General features: G+C 46.4%; 11 protein-coding genes. 10 read left to right on the top strand and 1 reads right to left on the bottom strand.

Annotated elements, in window-relative coordinates; all coding sequences use genetic code 11:
- Positions 1-287: 287 nt before the first annotated feature.
- From Q0110_RS13750 to Q0110_RS13705, 10 genes are all read left to right on the top strand, one after another.
- Positions 288-2,975 carry a family 78 glycoside hydrolase catalytic domain gene (locus Q0110_RS13750; protein ID WP_366139678.1) on the top strand — a complete coding sequence of 896 codons (2,688 nt, stop codon included), beginning with the start codon at positions 288-290 and terminating at the stop codon, positions 2,973-2,975.
- Positions 2,976-3,108: 133 nt separating this feature from the next.
- Positions 3,109-4,269, top strand: a complete 1,161-nt coding sequence (locus Q0110_RS13745; protein WP_297907450.1) for a glycoside hydrolase family 130 protein — start codon at positions 3,109-3,111, stop codon at positions 4,267-4,269.
- A 20-nt stretch (positions 4,270-4,289) separates the two neighbouring features.
- Positions 4,290-5,684, top strand: coding sequence for an SGNH/GDSL hydrolase family protein (locus tag Q0110_RS13740; protein ID WP_297907447.1), 1,395 nt, complete (start codon positions 4,290-4,292; stop codon positions 5,682-5,684).
- Positions 5,681-8,017: a GH92 family glycosyl hydrolase gene (locus Q0110_RS13735; protein ID WP_297907444.1), complete on the top strand. Its 2,337-nt coding sequence runs from the start codon at positions 5,681-5,683 to the stop codon at positions 8,015-8,017. The genes Q0110_RS13740 and Q0110_RS13735 overlap by 4 nt, the downstream gene beginning before the upstream one ends.
- A gap of 21 nt (positions 8,018-8,038) precedes the next feature.
- The gene (locus tag Q0110_RS13730) at positions 8,039-10,312 is read left to right on the top strand and encodes a GH92 family glycosyl hydrolase (RefSeq protein WP_297907441.1); all 2,274 of its coding nucleotides are present in this window, start codon (positions 8,039-8,041) and stop codon (positions 10,310-10,312) included.
- 86 nt (positions 10,313-10,398) lie between these two features.
- Positions 10,399-11,229 carry an alpha/beta hydrolase family protein gene (locus Q0110_RS13725; RefSeq protein ID WP_297907438.1) on the top strand — a complete coding sequence of 277 codons (831 nt, stop codon included), beginning with the start codon at positions 10,399-10,401 and terminating at the stop codon, positions 11,227-11,229.
- A 368-nt stretch (positions 11,230-11,597) separates the two neighbouring features.
- Positions 11,598-12,833 carry a 3-phosphoshikimate 1-carboxyvinyltransferase gene (locus tag Q0110_RS13720; RefSeq protein ID WP_297907435.1) on the top strand — a complete coding sequence of 412 codons (1,236 nt, stop codon included), beginning with the start codon at positions 11,598-11,600 and terminating at the stop codon, positions 12,831-12,833.
- A gap of 35 nt (positions 12,834-12,868) precedes the next feature.
- On the top strand, positions 12,869-13,288 hold the full coding sequence (locus tag Q0110_RS13715; RefSeq protein WP_297907432.1) for a phospholipase: 420 nt from the start codon (positions 12,869-12,871) through the stop codon (positions 13,286-13,288).
- Positions 13,289-13,303: 15 nt separating this feature from the next.
- On the top strand, positions 13,304-14,107 hold the full coding sequence (locus Q0110_RS13710) for a metal ABC transporter permease (protein ID WP_297907430.1): 804 nt from the start codon (positions 13,304-13,306) through the stop codon (positions 14,105-14,107).
- Positions 14,108-14,114: 7 nt separating this feature from the next.
- Positions 14,115-17,675 (top strand): tetratricopeptide repeat protein, encoded by a 3,561-nt coding sequence (locus Q0110_RS13705; RefSeq protein WP_297907427.1) that lies wholly within the window; start codon positions 14,115-14,117, stop codon positions 17,673-17,675.
- Between the two features lie 112 nt (positions 17,676-17,787).
- Here Q0110_RS13705 and map read toward each other — a convergent pair whose 3' ends face one another.
- Positions 17,788-18,645 carry a type I methionyl aminopeptidase gene (map, locus tag Q0110_RS13700; RefSeq protein ID WP_297907424.1) on the bottom strand — a complete coding sequence of 286 codons (858 nt, stop codon included), beginning with the start codon at positions 18,643-18,645 and terminating at the stop codon, positions 17,788-17,790.
- Between the last annotated feature and the right edge of the window lie 38 nt (positions 18,646-18,683).

Raw genomic sequence — 18,683 nt, 5'->3', positions numbered from 1 at the left:
TTCCATATTTCCGAACCTGAACCAAAACCAACCCTGGTCACATATACTGTGACCTTACCGGTTGTAGAGGGTGCTACAATTACCGCTTTAGGATCTATGACCGTAACCGAGGGTAGTAACATCGGATGCGAATGGACGTTATACGATCGTTACTATTAATAGTAATGTCGTTGTTACTGTAAGCGGTATCGTGAAAGGTGATTATGGATCGTGATATGGTGAGTGACTTAATAAATATTAATATTTATCGGGGATATAAGTATAATTAAGCGTTCGGGAGTATATTCATGCGGAATCTCAATCTATTTATCATGAAAAGTCTATTAATCTACTTTTTTGTAACCTTATTGTTATTTATGTCGAGTTGTGAATCGGGGAGGAAAATCATATTAAAAGATCTTCGCTGTGAGAATCTGGAAAATCCAATAGCTATTGATAATACCCATCCTCATTTTAGCTGGAAGATAGAGGTGGACAGACAAGCCGTGCGACAAACTTATTTTGAGATACAAGTGGCCTCGGATAGTACCCTGTTGGTTCAAGATAAAGCCGATTTGTGGAATTCCGGTAAAATAAAATCCTCCGCTTCCGTGATGGTTCCTTATCAGGGAAAGGAGCTTCGTTCTCGTATGTTGGCTTATTGGAAGGTTCGGATATGGGACGATAAAGGGGATGCCTCGGAGTGGAGCCCGGTGAACCGTTTTGGAGTGGGGCTTCTGACAAGAGCGGAATGGCAAGGGCAATATATAGGAATGCCGGAAGAGAAGAATCCGATGCTAAGGAAGAAATTCGAGCTTCGAGACAGTGATGCCACATTACTGCTTCATGTAAACTCTTTGGGGTATCATGAGATTTATTTAAATGGGAAGAAGATGTCGGAAGATGTTCTCTCGCCTGCGGTATCTCAATTAAACAAAAGGTCATTGTCCGTGACATACGATCTTACGCCATACGTAAAACTGGGGACAAACGATTTATTGGTCTGGTTGGGCCGTGGTTGGTATAGGAAAGCTACATTTAATGCCGTTCATGATGGACCGTTAGTTAAACTGCAATTAGACGAGATTCAAGCAAATGGTACCGTAAGTACGCTACTTGTTACAGATGGCTCTTGGGAAGGCAGGGGAAGTATGTATAGTGAGACCGGTACCGGTACTTGGTATCCCCATCAATTCGGAGGGGAGTGTGTGGATGGGCGAAAGGCATTGCCGGATTTGACAACCGCTACGCTTGACAAACAGGATTGGATGCCGGTACAGGAAGTGGAGGTTACGGGGATAGAGGTAACTCCCCAAATGTGTGAATCTAATCGAATACAGGAAATTATCTGTCCCAAAGAAATCAAGCAGATAGGGGATAGTATTTGGCTCGTAGATATGGGAAAGGTGCTAAATGGTTGGGTTGAAGTGCGTTTTCCAAAATTGCCGGAAGGTCATCGGGTCCGTATGGAATATACGGATTGGTTAAATGAAAACGAAGATTTCGAGCCACAAGAGGAGAACGGACAGTATGAGGATTGGTATATTGGTTCCGGACAGGGCAGAGAGGTATTCCGGAATAAATTTAACCACCATGCGTTTCAATATATAAGGATATCCGGTTTGGCGAAAGCTCCGGAGGAAGTAACCGGTTATCTGATTCATACGGATTATAAGGATGCCTCGTCTTTCGAGTGCTCAGATCCGGATTTGAACGCTATCTATGCGATGATCAAGTATACTTTCAAAAACTTGGCATTCAGCGGTTATATCGTAGACTGTCCGCATTATGAACGTATGGGGTACGGTGGGGATGGAAATGCCTCTTGCAAGAGTTTCCAGACATTGTATGAAGGGCCTTCCGTGTATATGAACTGGATGCAGATGTGGCAGGATTGTATCCGTGAGGATGGAGGTATGCCGCATTGCGTACCGAATCCATACCCGGCGGGAGGTGGTCCGTACTGGTGTGGCTTTATTATCGCGGGATCGTGGCAGACTTATTTGAATTATGGGGATAGCCGTCTGATCGAGCGATATTATCCGGTTATGCAACATTGGTTGCGTTATGTGGATACGTATACGGTCGATGGATTGCTGAAACGCTGGCCGGATACTGATTATAGGGCGTGGTATTTAGGGGATTGGTTGGCTCCGGCGGGTGTCGATTATACGGCACAGTCGTCGGTAGATCTGGTTAGTAACTGCTTTATAAGCGATTGCCTCGCTACGATGGAGAAGATTGCGATGGTACTGGGGAAAACGGAGGATGCCGCTAAGTACAAAGAGCGTCGTAAGCGATTGAACGAGCTGATCCGGAAGACTTTCTACGATCCGGAGAAGAAACAATACGCTACAGGTTCCCAGATCGATCGGATTTATCCGATGTTGGTCGGCGTGACGGACGAACAGGATATGCCCGAGATAAAGGAAGGTTTGTATCGAGAGACTCTGGAGCATTGTAAAGGACATATCGGCGTCGGTTTGGTGGGGGTTACGATCTTGACCGATTGGGCGATAAAAAATGGAGAGGCCGATTTTCTCTATTCCATGCTGAAAAAGAGAGAGCAGCCGGGATACCTATATATGATTGATCAAGGAGCCTCTACGACTTGGGAATATTGGTCGGGGGAACGTAGTAAGGTTCATAACTGTTTCAATGGTATCGGTGCTTGGTTTTGCCAGGCGATCGGAGGGATCTTGCCGGATGAGGATGAACCGGGCTATAAGCATTTCTTCATCAAACCTCAGATGCCGGATGGCGTGACGTGGGCGAAAGTGGCGAAAGAGACTCCTTACGGTACGGCACGTGTGTCTTGGGCTGTGGAGAACCAATCGCTTTCGCTTGATCTGGAAATTCCTGCGAATAGTACGGCGACTTTTATCGTTCCCTTTAATGTATTGAGCTGTGTGTTAGATGGAAATAATGTAGAAATATCAGCGGGCTCGGTCCTGCTGGAAAGTGGAAAACACACTCTATCGCTGTCTGCGGAATAGGAACCATATGATTCCCTTTTGTTGACTTATGTTAATAGCTGTTTTTAAATTATTATGTCGTAAGTGTTTTATCCTGTTGAGGGGTATATAGAATAAAAGGCTAAAATAAATATAACTTAATACTACGAATAACATGATTAGAGAAACATTATTAGCCTCTGCTTTCGGTTTATTGGGATTAGTGACCGTAGCTTGCGGCTCTCAGAAGAAAGATCAGACAGAGGAAGCTGTATCGGAAACTACATCGGAGACAACTTGGTGCTTGGACGGATTTGAGCGTCCGGCAGGAGTGAATCCGGTGATCAGGCCGTTGCCGACCAAGTTTTATTGCCCGATGCGGGAAGATTCCATAGCGTGGGAAGAGAGTGACACATTTAATCCGGCCGCTACGATTTACGATGGAAAGATCGTGGTGATGTACCGTGCGGAAGATAACTCCGCTCAGGGGATCGGTTCCCGGACTTCCCGTTTGGGATATGCTACCTCTACAGACGGTATCCATTTCGAGAGGGATACGGAGCCGGCTTTTTATCCGGCTAAAGATAATCAAGCGGAGAATGAATGTCCCGGAGGTACGGAAGATCCCCGTATCGCTATGACCGAGGATGGTACGTATGTCTTGCTGTATACGCAATGGAACCGCAAGGTGCCTCGTCTGGCGGTGGCGACCTCAAAGGATTTGAAACACTGGACGAAGTTCGGTCCGGCTTTTGAAAAAGCTTATAATGGTAAATTCAAGGATGAGGCGACCAAATCCGCATCGTTAGTCACGACTTTAAAGGGCGATAAGCAAGTTATCGCGAAAGTGAATGGCAAGTATTTCATGTACTGGGGAGAAAAGAACGTATATGCGGCTACCTCCGATAATTTAACCGATTGGAATCCTCTGTTGGACGAGAATGGTGAGTTACTCAAGTTATTCTCTCCCCGTTCTGGCTATTTTGATAGCCAGTTGACCGAATGTGGACCTCCCGCTATCTTGACGAAAGAGGGTATCCTTCTGTTGTATAACGGTAAAAATGAGCCGGGAGAAAAAGGAGACACCGCTTATCCGGCGAACTCTTATTGTGCCGGACAAGCTTTGTTCGATGTAAATAACCCGACGAAACTGATCGGTCGTCTGGATAAACCTTTCTTGCAGCCGACGGATGATTTTGAGAAAAGCGGCCAATACCCCGCGGGTACGGTTTTCGTAGAAGGTTTGGTCTATTACCGGAATAAATGGTATCTGTATTATGGCTGTGCCGATTCATTCGTAGCGGTAGCCGTATCGGATAAACAATTGAACTTTTAAGAGCCAAAGGAGTAGATAAGATGAGAACCAATCGATGGCTTTTTAGCTTGGCGTGTATGCTTTCTGTATTTATAGGTGGCAATGCGCAGAAAGCTCCTTCCCCTTTCCAAAGGGGTGACCGGGTTGTTTTTTTAGGTAATAGCATAACAGAGGGTGGACATTATCATTCTTATATATGGCTGTACTATATCACTCATTTCCCGGATATGCGGATGCGGATGTATAGCGCCGGTACCGGTGGCGACAGTTCTTGGGATATGTTGGAACGGATCGAGGAAGATGTATATGGTAAGAATCCGACGGTGGTTACGGCTACTTTCGGTATGAACGATAGCGGCTATTTCGAATATAACGGCGATAATCCCGCGGCATTCGTAGAGCGGCAAATGTATCGGGTAGATACGACCTTTCAAGCGATGCAGCGAATCATGAAATCTCACAAAGATACAAGGGTGATCATGATCGGAGGTACGCCGTACGACGAGACTTGGCAAAATGAGAAAAATAAGCCTTTCCCCGGAAAGAACGCTACGATCCAGAAAATCATCGGCTTGCAGAAAGAGGCAGCCGTGAAGAACGATTGGGCGTTCGTGGATTTCCATAATCCGATCTTGGAAGTGAACAGGGTGCAGCAAGCGAAAGACCCGCGGTTTACCTTGACGCAAGGTGATCGGATCCATCCGGATAACCACGGTAATATGTTAATGGCATATTTCTTCTTGAAATCTCAGGGATTAGCAGGTAAGCCGGTCGCGAAAGTCGATATAGATGCTTCCCGGCGTGTGTTACTGGCGAACGAGAATTGTTTCGTGAACGAGTTGAAAGTATCGGACAAGGGTACGGTCTCTTTTACCTATTTGGCGAAGTCCTTGCCTTATCCGATGGACACGATCCCCCGGGGTTGGGAGAAAAAGCATACGCAATACGAGGCGACCTTGTACGCTCCGATTATGGAGGATATAAACCAAGAGGTATTGCGGGTGGATGGATTGAGTGGTTCCTATAGGCTGGAGATAGATGGGGATTCAATTTCTACGTTTTCGGCCGAGGATTTGGCAAAAGGTATTAACTTAGCGACGTTAACGAACACACCGCAATATCAGCAGGCCGTTCGGGTCATGCATTTGAATGAGGAACGTTGGAATATCGAGAAGCGTTTCCGGGAATATGCGTGGACAGAATTTTATATCTTGAAGCGGAAAGGTATGTTATTTCAGGATAATATCGCCGCTATGGATACGCTAAGGGCGAATCTTCATACGAATATCTTCTTGGCCGGCCATCTGGATAACTATTCCAAGATGATGTATCCGGAGATACGGGAGGCTTGGAACCAACAAATCGATATGTTGGTGGATCGTATGTATCAGGTCGCCCAGCCGAAGGTACGTAGAATAGAACTTATAAAAAGATGATACAGCTAGAAAGAAATTTGAGATGGGTAACGACTGCGGCGTTATCGCTCGTATTGGTGGGAACTGCTTGTTCCGGTCCGACACGGACAATCGAGGAGGTGCATTTCTCCGACTATGTAAACCCCTTTATCGGGGCGAGTACGAATACTGAGGCCGCCGGCGCTTATCATGGCTTGGGGAAGACCTTCCCCGGTGCGACTACCCCTTTCGGTATGGTACAGGTAAGTCCGAATACGATTACGGGGGGCGATAATGGTTCCGGATATAGTTACGAGCACGAGACGATCGAGGGATTCGCCTTTACACAGATGAGTGGTATCGGCTGGTATGGCGATCTGGGTAATTTATTGGTAATGCCTACCGTGGGCGACCTGCGCACGAACTCCGGTAAGGAGGGGGGCGTAGCCGGGTATCGTTCCCGATATGATAAATCTTCCGAAGAGGCTGAGGCTGGATATTATAAGGTATTGCTGAGCGATTACCAGATACAAGCGGAAGCGACGGCGGCTCCTCATAGCGGTATGCTGCGATTCGTTTTCCCCGAGAATAAACAGTCTCGCATCCAGTTGGATTTAGCCCGCCGTGTGGGAGGTACTTCTACGTATCAGGCGGTTCAAGTGATAGATGACCATACGATCGCCGGACGCATGGAATGTACGCCGGAAGGCGGTGGATGGGGGAATGGTGAAGGTTCTTCCCGGTACACCGTGTATTTTTATGCGCAGTTCTCCAAACCGCTAAAGGAGTATGGTGTATGGAGCGTGGATATCCCGGAAGGACAGGATCGTCATCGGGAATTTGTGGAGAGCCCGGCTTTCCAGACATTGACCGCGAACGCGAAGATCTTGGAGAGACCAAAATCGTATGAGGGTGAGCACCTCGGGTTCTTTACGGAGTTTGAGACCGAGGCGAACGAGGAGGTTCTTCTCAAGGCCGGTATTTCCTTTGTAAGCTTGGAGGGTGCGGAAAAGAACTTGAAAGCGGAGATCAAGGATTGGGATTTTGACGCGGTGCGTTCTCGTGCCCGTTCGTTATGGGATACGGCTTTGTCTAAGATAGATGTCAGCGGTGGAACGGATGAGCAAAAGGTGATCTTCTATACTTCCTTGTATCATACGATGATCGATCCGAGGGTTTATACCGATGTGGACGGTCAATATATGGGCGCGGATGGAAAAGCGCATAAGTCGGATACGTTCACGAAGCGTACGATCTTTAGCGGTTGGGACGTGTTCCGTAGCCAGATGCCTTTGCAAACGATTATTAACCCGGTATTGGTGAACGATTTGTTGAAGTCTTTGACAACGATGGCCGAGGAGAGTGGCCGTGAGTATTATGAGCGATGGGAGTTGTTGAACGCCTATAGCGGCTGTATGTTAGGAAATCCGGCTATATCGGTCTTGGCGGATGCCTATGCGAAAGGTATTTGTAGCTTGGATATGGAAGAGGCTTATCGGTATGCGGATAAAACCTCGAAACTGTTCGGGAATGCGGAGTTGGGGTATACCCCAACTCCGCAGAGTATCTCCAAGACCTTGGAGTATGCGTATACGGAATGGTGTATGTCTCGGTTGGCGGAATCATTAGGGAAACAGGAGGATGCGGCTTATTATGCGAAGTTGGCTCAGTCTTACCGGAATTTGTATGATGCGGAGAAACATAGTTTCCGTCCGAGGGAAGCGAATGGTCAGTTCGAGGCTTGGCCGGAAGAGGGTAAGCTGAAGGAGTGGTACGGTTGTATGGAATGCAACGAGTTGCAACAGGGCTGGTTCGTGCCTCATGATATTCCGGGTATGGTGGAACTGATGGGAGGAACGGAGCGTGTGATCGCCGATCTGGATACGATGTTCGACAAGACCCCTACGGATTTCCTGTGGAACGCTTATTACAATCATGCGAACGAGCCGGTTCACCATGTGCCTTTCTTGTATAATCATTTGGGACAGCCGTGGAAAACCCAGAAATGGTCTCGTTTCATTTGCGATAAGGCGTATAAGAATAAGGTGGAAGGCTTGGTCGGGAACGAGGATGTAGGTCAGATGTCCGCATGGTATGTCTTGGCGGCGTGCGGTTTGTATCCGGTTTGTCCGGGTGATACTCGTTATGAGATATCCAGTCCTATTTTTGAGAAAACCGAGATTCAAGTTGGCGGGGGGAATGCATTTTCCATACGAGCCAACCACAATACCCCGGAAAATACGTATATCCAATCCGCTAAATTAAATGGGGTGGATTATCCGAAATGTTATCTGGATTATACGGATATCATGAAAGGTGGCGTATTGGAGTTGGAGATGGGGCCCGAACCGAATACAAATTGGGGCGTTGAATAATTAATCAGTAAATAAAATAGCATGAAACTCAATCCTTTTTATAAACAGGGGGCGGCTTTAGCCCTCTGTTTAACCCTTTCTTTTCCTGTTTTTGCGGAGAAAGACTTGGTGCAATACGTGAATACTTTACAAGGGACAAACTCGACTTACGAGTTGAGTTGGGGAAATACCTATCCGACTACGGCGGTTCCTTATCCCATGAATAGCTGGTCTCCACAGACCGGGAAAAATGGTGATGGCTGGAAATACCAATACTCGGCCACTACGATCCGGGGCTTCCAACCGACACATCAATGTAGCCCGTGGGTGGGAGATTACGGGGTGTTCTCGTTGATGCCTGTATCGGAATTAGTTGTTGATGAGTCCAAACGGGCGACTCCGTTCTCTCATGATAAGGAGGTTGCCAAACCCCATTATTATAAGGTTACGTTGGAGAATGGTATTACCACGGAGTTCTCGCCAACTACCCGCTCCGCTCATTTCCGTTTTTCCTTTCCTGCGAAGGGAGACGCTTTTATCGTGCTGGATGGCTATACGAAAACCAGTCAGGTACGAATCGATGTGGCGAACCACCGGATTACCGGTTATGTACACAATGGGGCTTTCTCCCCGAAGACTCATAAGAATTATTTTATCATTCAGTTTGACAAGCCTTTCGTTAGCTATGGTACATGGGAGAATCGTAAGAACACGATCCAGAAAAATAATTTGAGCCGTGAAGGGGAAGGAATCGGTGCTTATGTACAATTCTCGAGAGGCTCCAAGGTACAGGCCAAGGTCTCTACCTCTTATATCAGCTTGGAGCAAGCGGAGGTCACGATGGCCCGTGAACTAGGTAAGCACTCATCGGTGGAAGTGACGAAGCAAGCGGCCGCTGACGCATGGAACCAGCTATTGAATCGTGTGTTGGTGGAAGGTGGAACCGAGGAGGATATGAAAACTTTCTATTCCTGTATGTTCCGTGCTAATTTGTTTTCTCATAAATTTTATGAGGAGAAAGAGGATGGTTCTCCTTACTATTATAGTCCGTATGACGAGAAGATTCATGATGGATATATGTTTACCGACAACGGTTTCTGGGATACCTTCCGCTCCCAGTTCCCGTTGACCAACATCTTACACCCGACGATGCAGGGGCGATATATGCAAGCCTTGCTAGACGCTCAGGAGCAATGTGGCTGGTTGCCTTCTTGGTCGTTCCCGAGCGAGACCGGTGGAATGGTAGGGAACCACTCGATCTCTTTGTTGACCGACGCTTGGGTGAAGGGCATCCGTACTTTCGATCCGGAGAAGGCTTTGAAAGCGTATGCGCACGAGGCGATGAATAAAGGGCCTTGGGGTGGTGCCAACGGACGGGTTCGCTGGAAGGATTATTATCAGTTGGGATATATACCTTACCCGGAATCCATGGGGTCTACAGCACAGACGTTGGAGTATTGCTATGATGACTTTTGTGCGTATCAGTTGGCGAAAATGACAGGGAATAAGTTTTATGAGGAGGTCTTTGCCCGCCAGATCTATAATTACAGGAATGTATATGATCCGTCTGTCGGTTTTATGAGAGGCCGTAAGTTGGATGGCAGTTGGGCGGATTTCGATGCTTTCGAATGGGGTGGTCCTTATTGCGAGGGGAACGCTTGGCATTACAACTGGTCGGTTTTCCATGATATCCAAGGGTTGATCGATTTGACAGGAGGTGATGAGCGTTTCGTGGCGAAGATCGACTCTGTTTTCGCTTTGCCCAGTACCGTGAAATATGGAACATACGGAACGAAGATTCATGAGATGCTGGAGATGGAATTGGCGAAGATGGGACAGTACGCCCAAGGTAACCAGCCGATCCAGCATATGATTTACTTGTATAGCTACGCAGGCCAGCCTTGGAAGACGCAATATTGGATTCGTCAGGTGATGGATCGCCTGTATAATAGCTCGGAAAATGGTTATCCGGGTGATGAGGATCAAGGCGGTATGTCTTCTTGGTATGTGTTGAGCGCATTGGGAATCTACAGTGTTTGTCCGGGGACGGACGAATATGTATTGGGTAGCCCGAAATTCCGGAAAGCTACGATCACGATGGAGGATGGCAAGATGTTTGTGATTGAGGCGAAAGGGAATAGCAAGGAGAACGTGTATATCCAAAACGCTACTTTGAACGGAAAGGTACATACACGTAATTATATCCATTACAGCGATATCGTGAATGGAGGCGTACTGGAGCTTCAAATGGGGAATCAACCGGAGAAGACAAGAGGAACCGCGAAAGAGGATCGTCCTTTCTCGTTAAGTAAATGAGTTTTGGCTGTAAAATCTGTATATTTGTCCTCCGTAGTTCCTTGGAAACAAGGCTACGGGGGAATTAATCATTAATGTTCACTGATATGAATTGGATGAAAAAGGTAGCGGTAGCGGTAGCGTTGGTTTGTTTGCTTCCGCTCGGTTTACAGGCAGCGAAGGTGGATACTTTGCAAGTGAAAAGCCCTTCGATGAATAAAAGTATCGAAGTAATCGTGGTAAGCCCGGATAGGGCCGCTGAAAAGGCTTGCCCGGTGATTTATTTGTTACATGGTTATGGTGGTAATGCCCGTACATGGATCGGTATCAAGCCGGATCTTCCTAAGATCGCCGACGAGAAGGGTATCTTTTTCGTATGTCCGGATGGCAAGAACACGTGGTATTGGGATAGCCCTTTGAACGCTGATGTACGATATGAGACTTTCATCTCGAATGAGTTGGTGAAATACATGGATTCCCATTATAAGACAGTGCCCGATCGTAAAGGACGTGCTATTACCGGCTTGAGCATGGGAGGACATGGCGCTATGTGGAATGGCCTTCGCCATAGTGATGTTTTCTCCGCGGCGGGAAGTACCAGTGGTGGCATGGATATTCGGCCTTTCCCGAAAAACTGGGAGATGAGCCTACAAATAGGTGAGAAGGAGCAATATCCGGAGAACTGGGAGAAGTGTACGGTTATCAATCTGGTACCAACCTTGAAGAAAGATCAGATCGCCTTGATTTTCGATTGCGGTGACAGTGATTTCTTCTTGGAAGTGAACAAGAATTATCACGAGGCGTTATTAAAGCAAGGTATCGACCATGACTTTATCACTCGCCCGGGTAATCATGATTCGCAATACTGGAATAATTCTATCGATTACCAGATTCTCTTCTTTCAAAAGCATTTCTTGAAGACGAAGGCTCTGCCTTAATGCTTTTCATTGGCTATATTTTTGTCATTCCCATCATCATGGGAATATTTACCCACCGTGACGGGAACTTTTTCCCGCCTAGGTGGGAATTTTTTTCCATGCCTATGGAAAGGGTGGGACTATAACGGGTATGTTGTCAAAAAAAATGATTAAAGTTCCTTTACCAATAATTTCTCTGTTCGCACATATAAGAAGGTTCATAATAGGCACTTGAGACACGTAATATCCCTTCTGTGAAATCTTCGTTGACGATACGTGTAGGAAGAATCGATCGTTAGTATACTTTCACCCATTTCCTATCGTAATATACTCCATATCTCCGCTAATTTTCGTATTTTTGCCTCTCGAATCTTGAATATACGAAGGCAATGAATTATCAGCTAAATGCTCCGGGTTCCACTATCCGGACTACCGTAAAGCTTCCTGCTTCTAAAAGTATCAGTAACAGGGCATTGATCTTGAATGCACTGAGTTATAGCGCATACGATGTGGAGAACTTGTCTGATTGTGATGATACGAATTTGATGGTAAAGGCATTGAACTCGAACGATCGGGATTTTAATGTGGGGGCAGCGGGTACGACGATGCGTTTCCTTACTGCTTTTCTCTCGAAGGTGGTAGGTGAATGGACGATTACGGGAACCGAACGTATGAAAAACCGTCCGATCAAGGTATTGGTGGATGCGTTGAACGCTTTAGGTGCCCGGATTGAATACATGGAGAAGGAAGGCTATCCTCCTTTGCGTATTTTTGGGAGTGCTTTGCAAGGCGGGGAGATCTCGCTACCGGGAAATGTCAGCTCTCAATATATATCCGCTATCTTGATGATCGCTCCTCTGACGGAAAATGGGGTTACGTTGCATCTGGAAGGGACCATTATCTCCAAGCCTTATATCCATATCACTTTGCAATTGATGGAGCAATACGGAGTGAAAGCTTCTTGGATAGGGAATACGATCAAGGTGCTCCCCCAAGAATATAAGCCGATCCGTTTTACGGTGGAATCCGATTGGAGTGCCGCTTCTTATTGGTATGAGATCATGGCGTTGTCGAAAGATGCTGAGATCGAGTTGCTCGGTTTATTCAAGAATAGTTTACAGGGGGATGCTGCCGGAGCGAAGTTGTTCGCTCAATTAGGCGTGGGTACTACTTATACGAACCGCGGAGTCGTGTTGAGGCATAACGGAAATGTCTGCGAGAAGCTGGTTTATGACTTCGTGAATGAACCGGATTTGGCTCAAACCTTTGTGGTGACTTGCGCGTTATTGAATATCCCTTTCCGTTTCACGGGGCTTCAATCTTTGAAGATCAAGGAGACGGATCGGATCGAGGCTTTGAAGACAGAGCTTCGTAAATTAGGTTATGTGTTGACGGATCATAATGATAGCATCTTGGAATGGAATGGTGAGCGCGGGGAACCGGAGCCACATCCGGTAATCGCTACTTATGAGGACCATCGGATGGCCTTGTCATTTGCACCTGCCGCTTTGGTTCGTCCCGGAGGGATAGAGATAGCCCACCCGCAAGTGGTCAGCAAAAGTTACCCCCATTATTGGGAAGATCTTAAGGTCGCCGGTTTCTTTATCAGGGAATCAGTCCTTTAATTTTCAATTTTCAATTCTCAACTTTCAATTGAATTATGTGGTACATTGTCATAAGTCTTATTTGTTTAGGTGTCGTTGCCGCTATTGCTGGGTATTTCCGGAATAAGAAACTTCAAAGAATGCTGGAACGAGGGGAGATCTCGGAGATCCCCGAGGCACGGGAAATCCCGGAGGTTTGTTGCGGGCAACATGAGACTTGCGAGCGAGATAGTTTATTGGCTGCTGTCAGTAAGAAAGTCGAGTATTATAACGATGAGGAATTAGACCGGTTCCAGGGAGTGGAAGCGGACGCTTACGATGAGGATGCTATAGAGGAATTTAGCGAAGTGCTTTATACTCTTCGGGAAGTAGAAGTCGCAGGTTGGCTTCGTAGTTTGCAACTGCGGGGTATCAATTTGCCGGATGCCTTGAAGGATGAGGCATTCTTGATTGTTGGCGAGCGCCGTACTCATTAATTCAGGAAAAATCTTATGGATTTATTGCAATATGCCTTTTTTCAAAACGCTTTAATCGGGAGCTTGCTTACCGCTATCGCTTGTGGGATTGTCGGGACTTATATTGTATCCCGCCGGTTGGTATTTATCAGCGGGGGGATCACGCATGCCTCGTTCGGTGGTTTGGGATTAGGGTTTTATCTGGGGACTAACCCGATTTTGATGGCGATGTTATTCTCCATCCTCTCTGCCTTTGGTGTGGAGTGGGCGAGTAAGACACAGAACGTGAGAGAGGATTCCGCCATAGCGGGCGTATGGTCGTTAGGTATGGCTTTAGGAGTGATTTTTATTTTCCTTACGCCGGGGTATGCCCCGAATCTATCCGCTTATCTTTTTGGTAATATATTGACGATCTCTACGGCAGATATCTTATGGATCTTGGGCTTGGTTGTATTGTTGATACTCATGTTCTCCCTTTTCCTCCGTGAGATCGTTTACGTGGCGTTTGATCGTGATTTCGCTGTCACGCAAGGTTTGCCGGTAAAATGGATCGAGTATACGATGATGTGCTTTATCGCCATGACGATCGTTCTTTCGATTCGGCTGGTCGGAATTATGTTATTGATGAGTTTGTTGACTTTGCCGCAGATAACCGTGAATTTATTTACTTCCGACTTCAAGAAAATCATGTGGGGAAGTATTGTGATTGGCTTTCTGGGTTGTGTGTCGGGCTTGCTTCTTTCCTATTTATTGGATGTGCCTTCCGGAGCGTTTATCATCCTGTTTTTGGTGGTTTTGTTTTTGGTACTGAAGGCAATAAAAACGTTGTTCCGGCGTTAATTAAGGAATGAAAAAAGGGTTTTATTACATAGTGGCGTTATTTACGGTACTCTTGCTTTGGTCGTGCAGTACGAAGAAGAACACGAAAGCGAGCCGTTTTTATCATGCCTTTACGACCCGTTATAATATTTATTTCAATGGAAAAGAGGCATTTGACGAAGCCTTGAAAAGTCAGTTAGACGGGTATAAGGAAAATTATTCCGACATGATCTATATGTACCCGATCAGTGCCCAGCCTAAAGATAAATCCGAGCCGGGGGGCCCTTTTGACCGGACGATCGAAAAAAGCAATAAAGCCATTAAGTTACATTCCATAAAGGCGAAGCCGGCCAAGAAACCGGGTTGGCGGAATGATCCTAAACAACGTGCTTTTCAGGAGCAAGAGGAATATAACCCTTTCTTAAAAAACAGTTGGCTGATTATGGGACAGGCGCAATTCTACAACGCCGATTTCCTGCAAGCTTCCGCTACTTTCTCCTATATAGCCCGTCATTACGCGAAGGATGAGGAGGTCGTGGCCGAGGCTCGTTTGTGGCAAGCCCGTTGTTATTCCGAGATGGGCTGGTTCTATGAATCGGAGGATATCTTGGATAAGATGAACAAGAACGGTATCCCCGCATCTGCCTTAAAACAATATGCGGCGGTGTATGCCGATTATTTGATCAAGAACGGGCAATTCGAGGATGCCATCCCTTATTTGAAAACGGCTATCAAAGCCGAGAAAAACCGGAAACAGCGTACCCGGATGAAGTATCTTTTGGGGCAAATTTATGCAGATCAGGAATTAGACGGGTTGGCTTATAAAACCTTTGGTGAGGTTGCCCGCTCGAATCCTCCTTATGAGCTGGAATTTGCCTCACGTATCCGGCAGACAGAGGTGTTCTCGGGAACGAACTACTTGAAAGTAGTGAAGATGCTGGAGAAAATGGCAAAAAGCCAGAAGAATAAAGATTATTTAGACCAAGTATATTATGCGTTGGGAAATGTGTACCTCAGCCGGGAAGATACGGTGAATGCCATAAAGAATTATCAGCTTGGTATCGATAAGAGTACGCAGAATGGAATGGATAAGGCGATCTGCCAGATAAAACTGGGAGATATCTATTTTACGATGCGGGATTACGTGAAAGCGCAGCCTTGCTTTAGCGGTGCCTTGGCCGGGATACAGAAGGAATACAAGGACTATGAGCGGGTCTCTAAACTGTCGGCGATTCTGGACGAGTTGGTTGTGCATGTAGAGGCGGTCCATTTGCAAGATAGTTTGCAAGCTTTGGCTAAATTGCCAGAAGCGGAGCGATTAGCGATTATCGATAAGAAGATCGAGGAGGTAAAGAAAGAAGAGGAAGAGGCGAAAGCCTTGGCTGAGAAGGAGGCTTATCTGGCCGAGCAGGAGGCGAAAGGTACTGGAATAGACCGTCCCGGTACAGAGACCAATACGGTTGTGTTGCCGAGTACGTCTGGAGGAACGTCTTTCTATTTTTATAATCCGCAGACTGTTGCGCAGGGTAAGACGCAATTCCAGCGTAAGTGGGGACGCCGTCCGCTGGAAGATAACTGGCGCCGTCGTAAAAAGGAACTTTCTACTTTTAACGAGAATTTGGATGAAGAGATGATGGCAGAAGGAGATCAGGAGGTAGGGCCGGATGGCCAACCGCTGCCTACCGATTCGATAGGAGGTGACCTGCCGGCTGTCGCTGCCGATGATCCGCATACCCGTGAGTATTATCTACAGCAGTTACCTTTCACGCAGGAAGATATAGACGCTTCTAATATTATTATTATCGACGGCCTTTACAATATGGCGATGATCTATAAGGATAAGTTGGAAGATATTCCCTTGTCAGTTGAGGCTTTCGAGAACCTAGAGCGCCGTTTCCCGGATAATGAGCATCGTTTGGAAAGTTATTATCAGGTATATTTGATGGCGCTTAAGACCGGTAATACAGCCTTGGCTACCGAATATAAGAATAAGCTAATAAGTGTCTTCCCGGAAAGTGATTATGCGGTGGCGGTAGCCGATCCGAACTACGAGTATAATGTCCGGATGATGGATGTGGTGCAAGACTCGATCTATGAGGCTACTTATAATCGTTACCTAGCGAGCGATACCTCTTATGTCCGTAAGAGTTTCCGGTATGTAAGCGAGAAATATCCGTTGGCTACGTTGATGCCTAAGTTTATGTTCTTGGATGCGTTATCGTATGTGCAGGCCGGGGATGCGGAAGGTTTTAAGAATGCCTTGAAAGCATTGGTCGAAAAGTATCCGAACGCAGATGTCACCGAGCTAGCCGGAGAGATGTTGAAAGGGGTTCTTCGGGGACGTGCCTTGGTACAAGGTGGCGTAAAAGGTATGAGTTGGAATTTGCGATTCGGTCTGGGTGAGGATGGAACCTTATCTGCCGAAGACTCGGCTCGTGTATTTAGCCCGGAACGAAATACTTCTTATCAAATGCTTCTGGTGTATCCTACGGGTAGCGTAGACCAGAATCAATTGTTATTCGCTGTTGCCGCTTATAACTTTGCCAACTTCATGGTAAAAGAGTTTGACTTGGTATTGGAACAGGCTGGGCCGATCAGTATGTTGGCAATAAAGGGATTTATCAATTTCGACGAGATTATCCAATATTATAAGATGATCTATGGAAAGGATGGTTATGCGACGGCTTTGAGTAAAGCGGTGGCTGTATTGCCGATTTCTGATGATAATTACGAGACTTTGATGCGGGGTAAGACATTGGATGAATATATCACCTTCTTCGATGAGAGCTTTGGTGAGGAATTGCCGGATTTGGCCGTCCGTTGGAAAATCCGTATGGAAGCCGCAGAGGAAGAGGAGAAAAATAATGATAAAATCATTTCTGAAGAAGAGCCCGGAATACCGGAAGAGGCAGAGGATTTGAAACAAGAAGTTGAACCGGAGGTACAACCTGTTGCGGAGCCGGAGGAACAGCGGCCTGTTGAAGAACCCGTCCGAGAGCCCGAGATACAGCCTATACCGGTTGTCCCGGATACGATTGAGGTTCCTACGTTCGACAAACCGGAAATCTTGTCTTCCGATACCCTTCGTAAAGATACGGTTTCCGTTGTTCAACCGCCGGTTGAGGATCAAGGTATGACTTTAGAGGAAATCCAAGAGATTCGTAAACGGGAAGCAGCCGAGGAAGAAGCTCGTAAGGAAGAGGCTCGCAAAGCTTTCGAAGCCCAACAAAAGGCTGATAAAGAATTGCGTGAACGGAAAGCGAAGGAACAGAAGGAGCTTCTAAAGAAACAGGAGGAGGAAGAACGTGCCTTGTTGAAAGCAAAGGCCGATCGGGAGAAACAATTGGAAGCGGCCCGTAAAGCGAAGCTGAAACAAGCGGAAGCCGACCGCAAGGCAAAACTAAAAGCCCGTGAGGAGCTTCGTAAGGAAAAGGAACGTGCTTACAAACAACGCCTAAAAGAGAAAGAAAAGGAGCGTAAGGAAAAAGAGCGCCTATACAAGCAGAAATTAAAAGAGAAAGAAAAAGCCCGAAAGGCCGCTTTACGGGAGAAGGAGAAGGCCGCTCGGGAAAAAGCTCGAAAACGCTAATTACAAGCACTAATTACATCAGATATTCCCCAGTTGTAGAGACGCAGCGTGCTGCGTCTCTACAACTAGGGATATTCAGTAAATGCCCCTAAAAAACAGGCACTATAAGATATTAATAAGTAAGGATTTCTAAGCCTGTCTCTGTCATTAAGAAGGTATGTTCCCATTGAGCGGAGGGTTGTTTGTCTTCGGTGATGACGGTCCAGTCGTCTTCCTTATCGATAAATACTTTCCAAGTACCCATGTTAATCATAGGTTCGATCGTGAAAACCATACCCGGAACCAAGAGCATTCCTGTCCCTTTCCGGCCGAAATGACAAACTTCCGGTTCCTCGTGGAATTCCAGTCCGACACCATGTCCACATAAATTCCGGACGACCGAGAATCCGTTTTTCTCTGCGTGCTTTTGGATGGCGTAGCCAATATCGCCAACGAATCCGAACGGTTTCGCCGCTCTCATGCCAATCTCTAGGCATTCTTTGGTGACTTGTACTAGTTTCTGCTTTTCCGGAGAAACATTCCCGATCATAAACATGCGGGAAGCATCGGAGTAATAACCATCCAGAATCGTAGAGACATCAACGTTGATGATATCACCATCTCTCAATATCTCCTTTTCACTGGGAATACCATGACAAACCACTTCGTTAATAGAGGTACATACACTTTTAGGGAATCCCTCATAGTTTAAGGGAGCCGGAATCGCTCCGTGGCTTACCGTGTAGTCATATACCAGCTTATCGATAGCGGCTGTAGACATACCTTCTTTGATCTCTTTCTCAATCAAATCCAGTACCCCGGTATTAATCACGCCACTTCTACGAATACCCTCGATTTGTTCCGGAGTCTTGATGAGTTTACGGGAGGGTACTAGATGTCCTTTATGCTGGATATATAGGATTTTCTTGTCTAGCTCGGTAAGAGGTTGTCCTTTGATAAGTTTCCAATTATTTACTGTTCTACGTGACATATTATTTGTTTTACTCAAATATAATGTAAAGGTATGTT

It is taken from the genome of uncultured Parabacteroides sp., assembly GCF_947855115.1.
Lineage (GTDB): Bacteria > Bacteroidota > Bacteroidia > Bacteroidales > Tannerellaceae > Parabacteroides.
Note: the sequence above shows the minus strand (reverse complement) of the source record. Positions and strands in the feature narration are given on the sequence as shown.

Excerpts from the sequence above, each read along its gene's own strand:
- Q0110_RS13750 (WP_366139678.1), top strand. The coding sequence starts at position 288 with ATGCGGAATCTCAATCTATTTATCATGAAAAGTCTATTAATCTACTTT.
- Q0110_RS13745 (WP_297907450.1), top strand. The coding sequence starts at position 3,109 with ATGATTAGAGAAACATTATTAGCCTCTGCTTTCGGTTTATTGGGATTA.
- Q0110_RS13740 (WP_297907447.1), top strand. The coding sequence starts at position 4,290 with ATGAGAACCAATCGATGGCTTTTTAGCTTGGCGTGTATGCTTTCTGTA.
- Q0110_RS13735 (WP_297907444.1), top strand. The coding sequence starts at position 5,681 with ATGATACAGCTAGAAAGAAATTTGAGATGGGTAACGACTGCGGCGTTA.
- Q0110_RS13730 (WP_297907441.1), top strand. The coding sequence starts at position 8,039 with ATGAAACTCAATCCTTTTTATAAACAGGGGGCGGCTTTAGCCCTCTGT.
- Q0110_RS13725 (WP_297907438.1), top strand. The coding sequence starts at position 10,399 with ATGAATTGGATGAAAAAGGTAGCGGTAGCGGTAGCGTTGGTTTGTTTG.
- Q0110_RS13720 (WP_297907435.1), top strand. The coding sequence starts at position 11,598 with ATGAATTATCAGCTAAATGCTCCGGGTTCCACTATCCGGACTACCGTA.
- Q0110_RS13715 (WP_297907432.1), top strand. The coding sequence starts at position 12,869 with ATGTGGTACATTGTCATAAGTCTTATTTGTTTAGGTGTCGTTGCCGCT.
- Q0110_RS13710 (WP_297907430.1), top strand. The coding sequence starts at position 13,304 with ATGGATTTATTGCAATATGCCTTTTTTCAAAACGCTTTAATCGGGAGC.
- Q0110_RS13705 (WP_297907427.1), top strand. The coding sequence starts at position 14,115 with ATGAAAAAAGGGTTTTATTACATAGTGGCGTTATTTACGGTACTCTTG.
- map (WP_297907424.1), bottom strand. The coding sequence starts at position 18,645 with ATGTCACGTAGAACAGTAAATAATTGGAAACTTATCAAAGGACAACCT.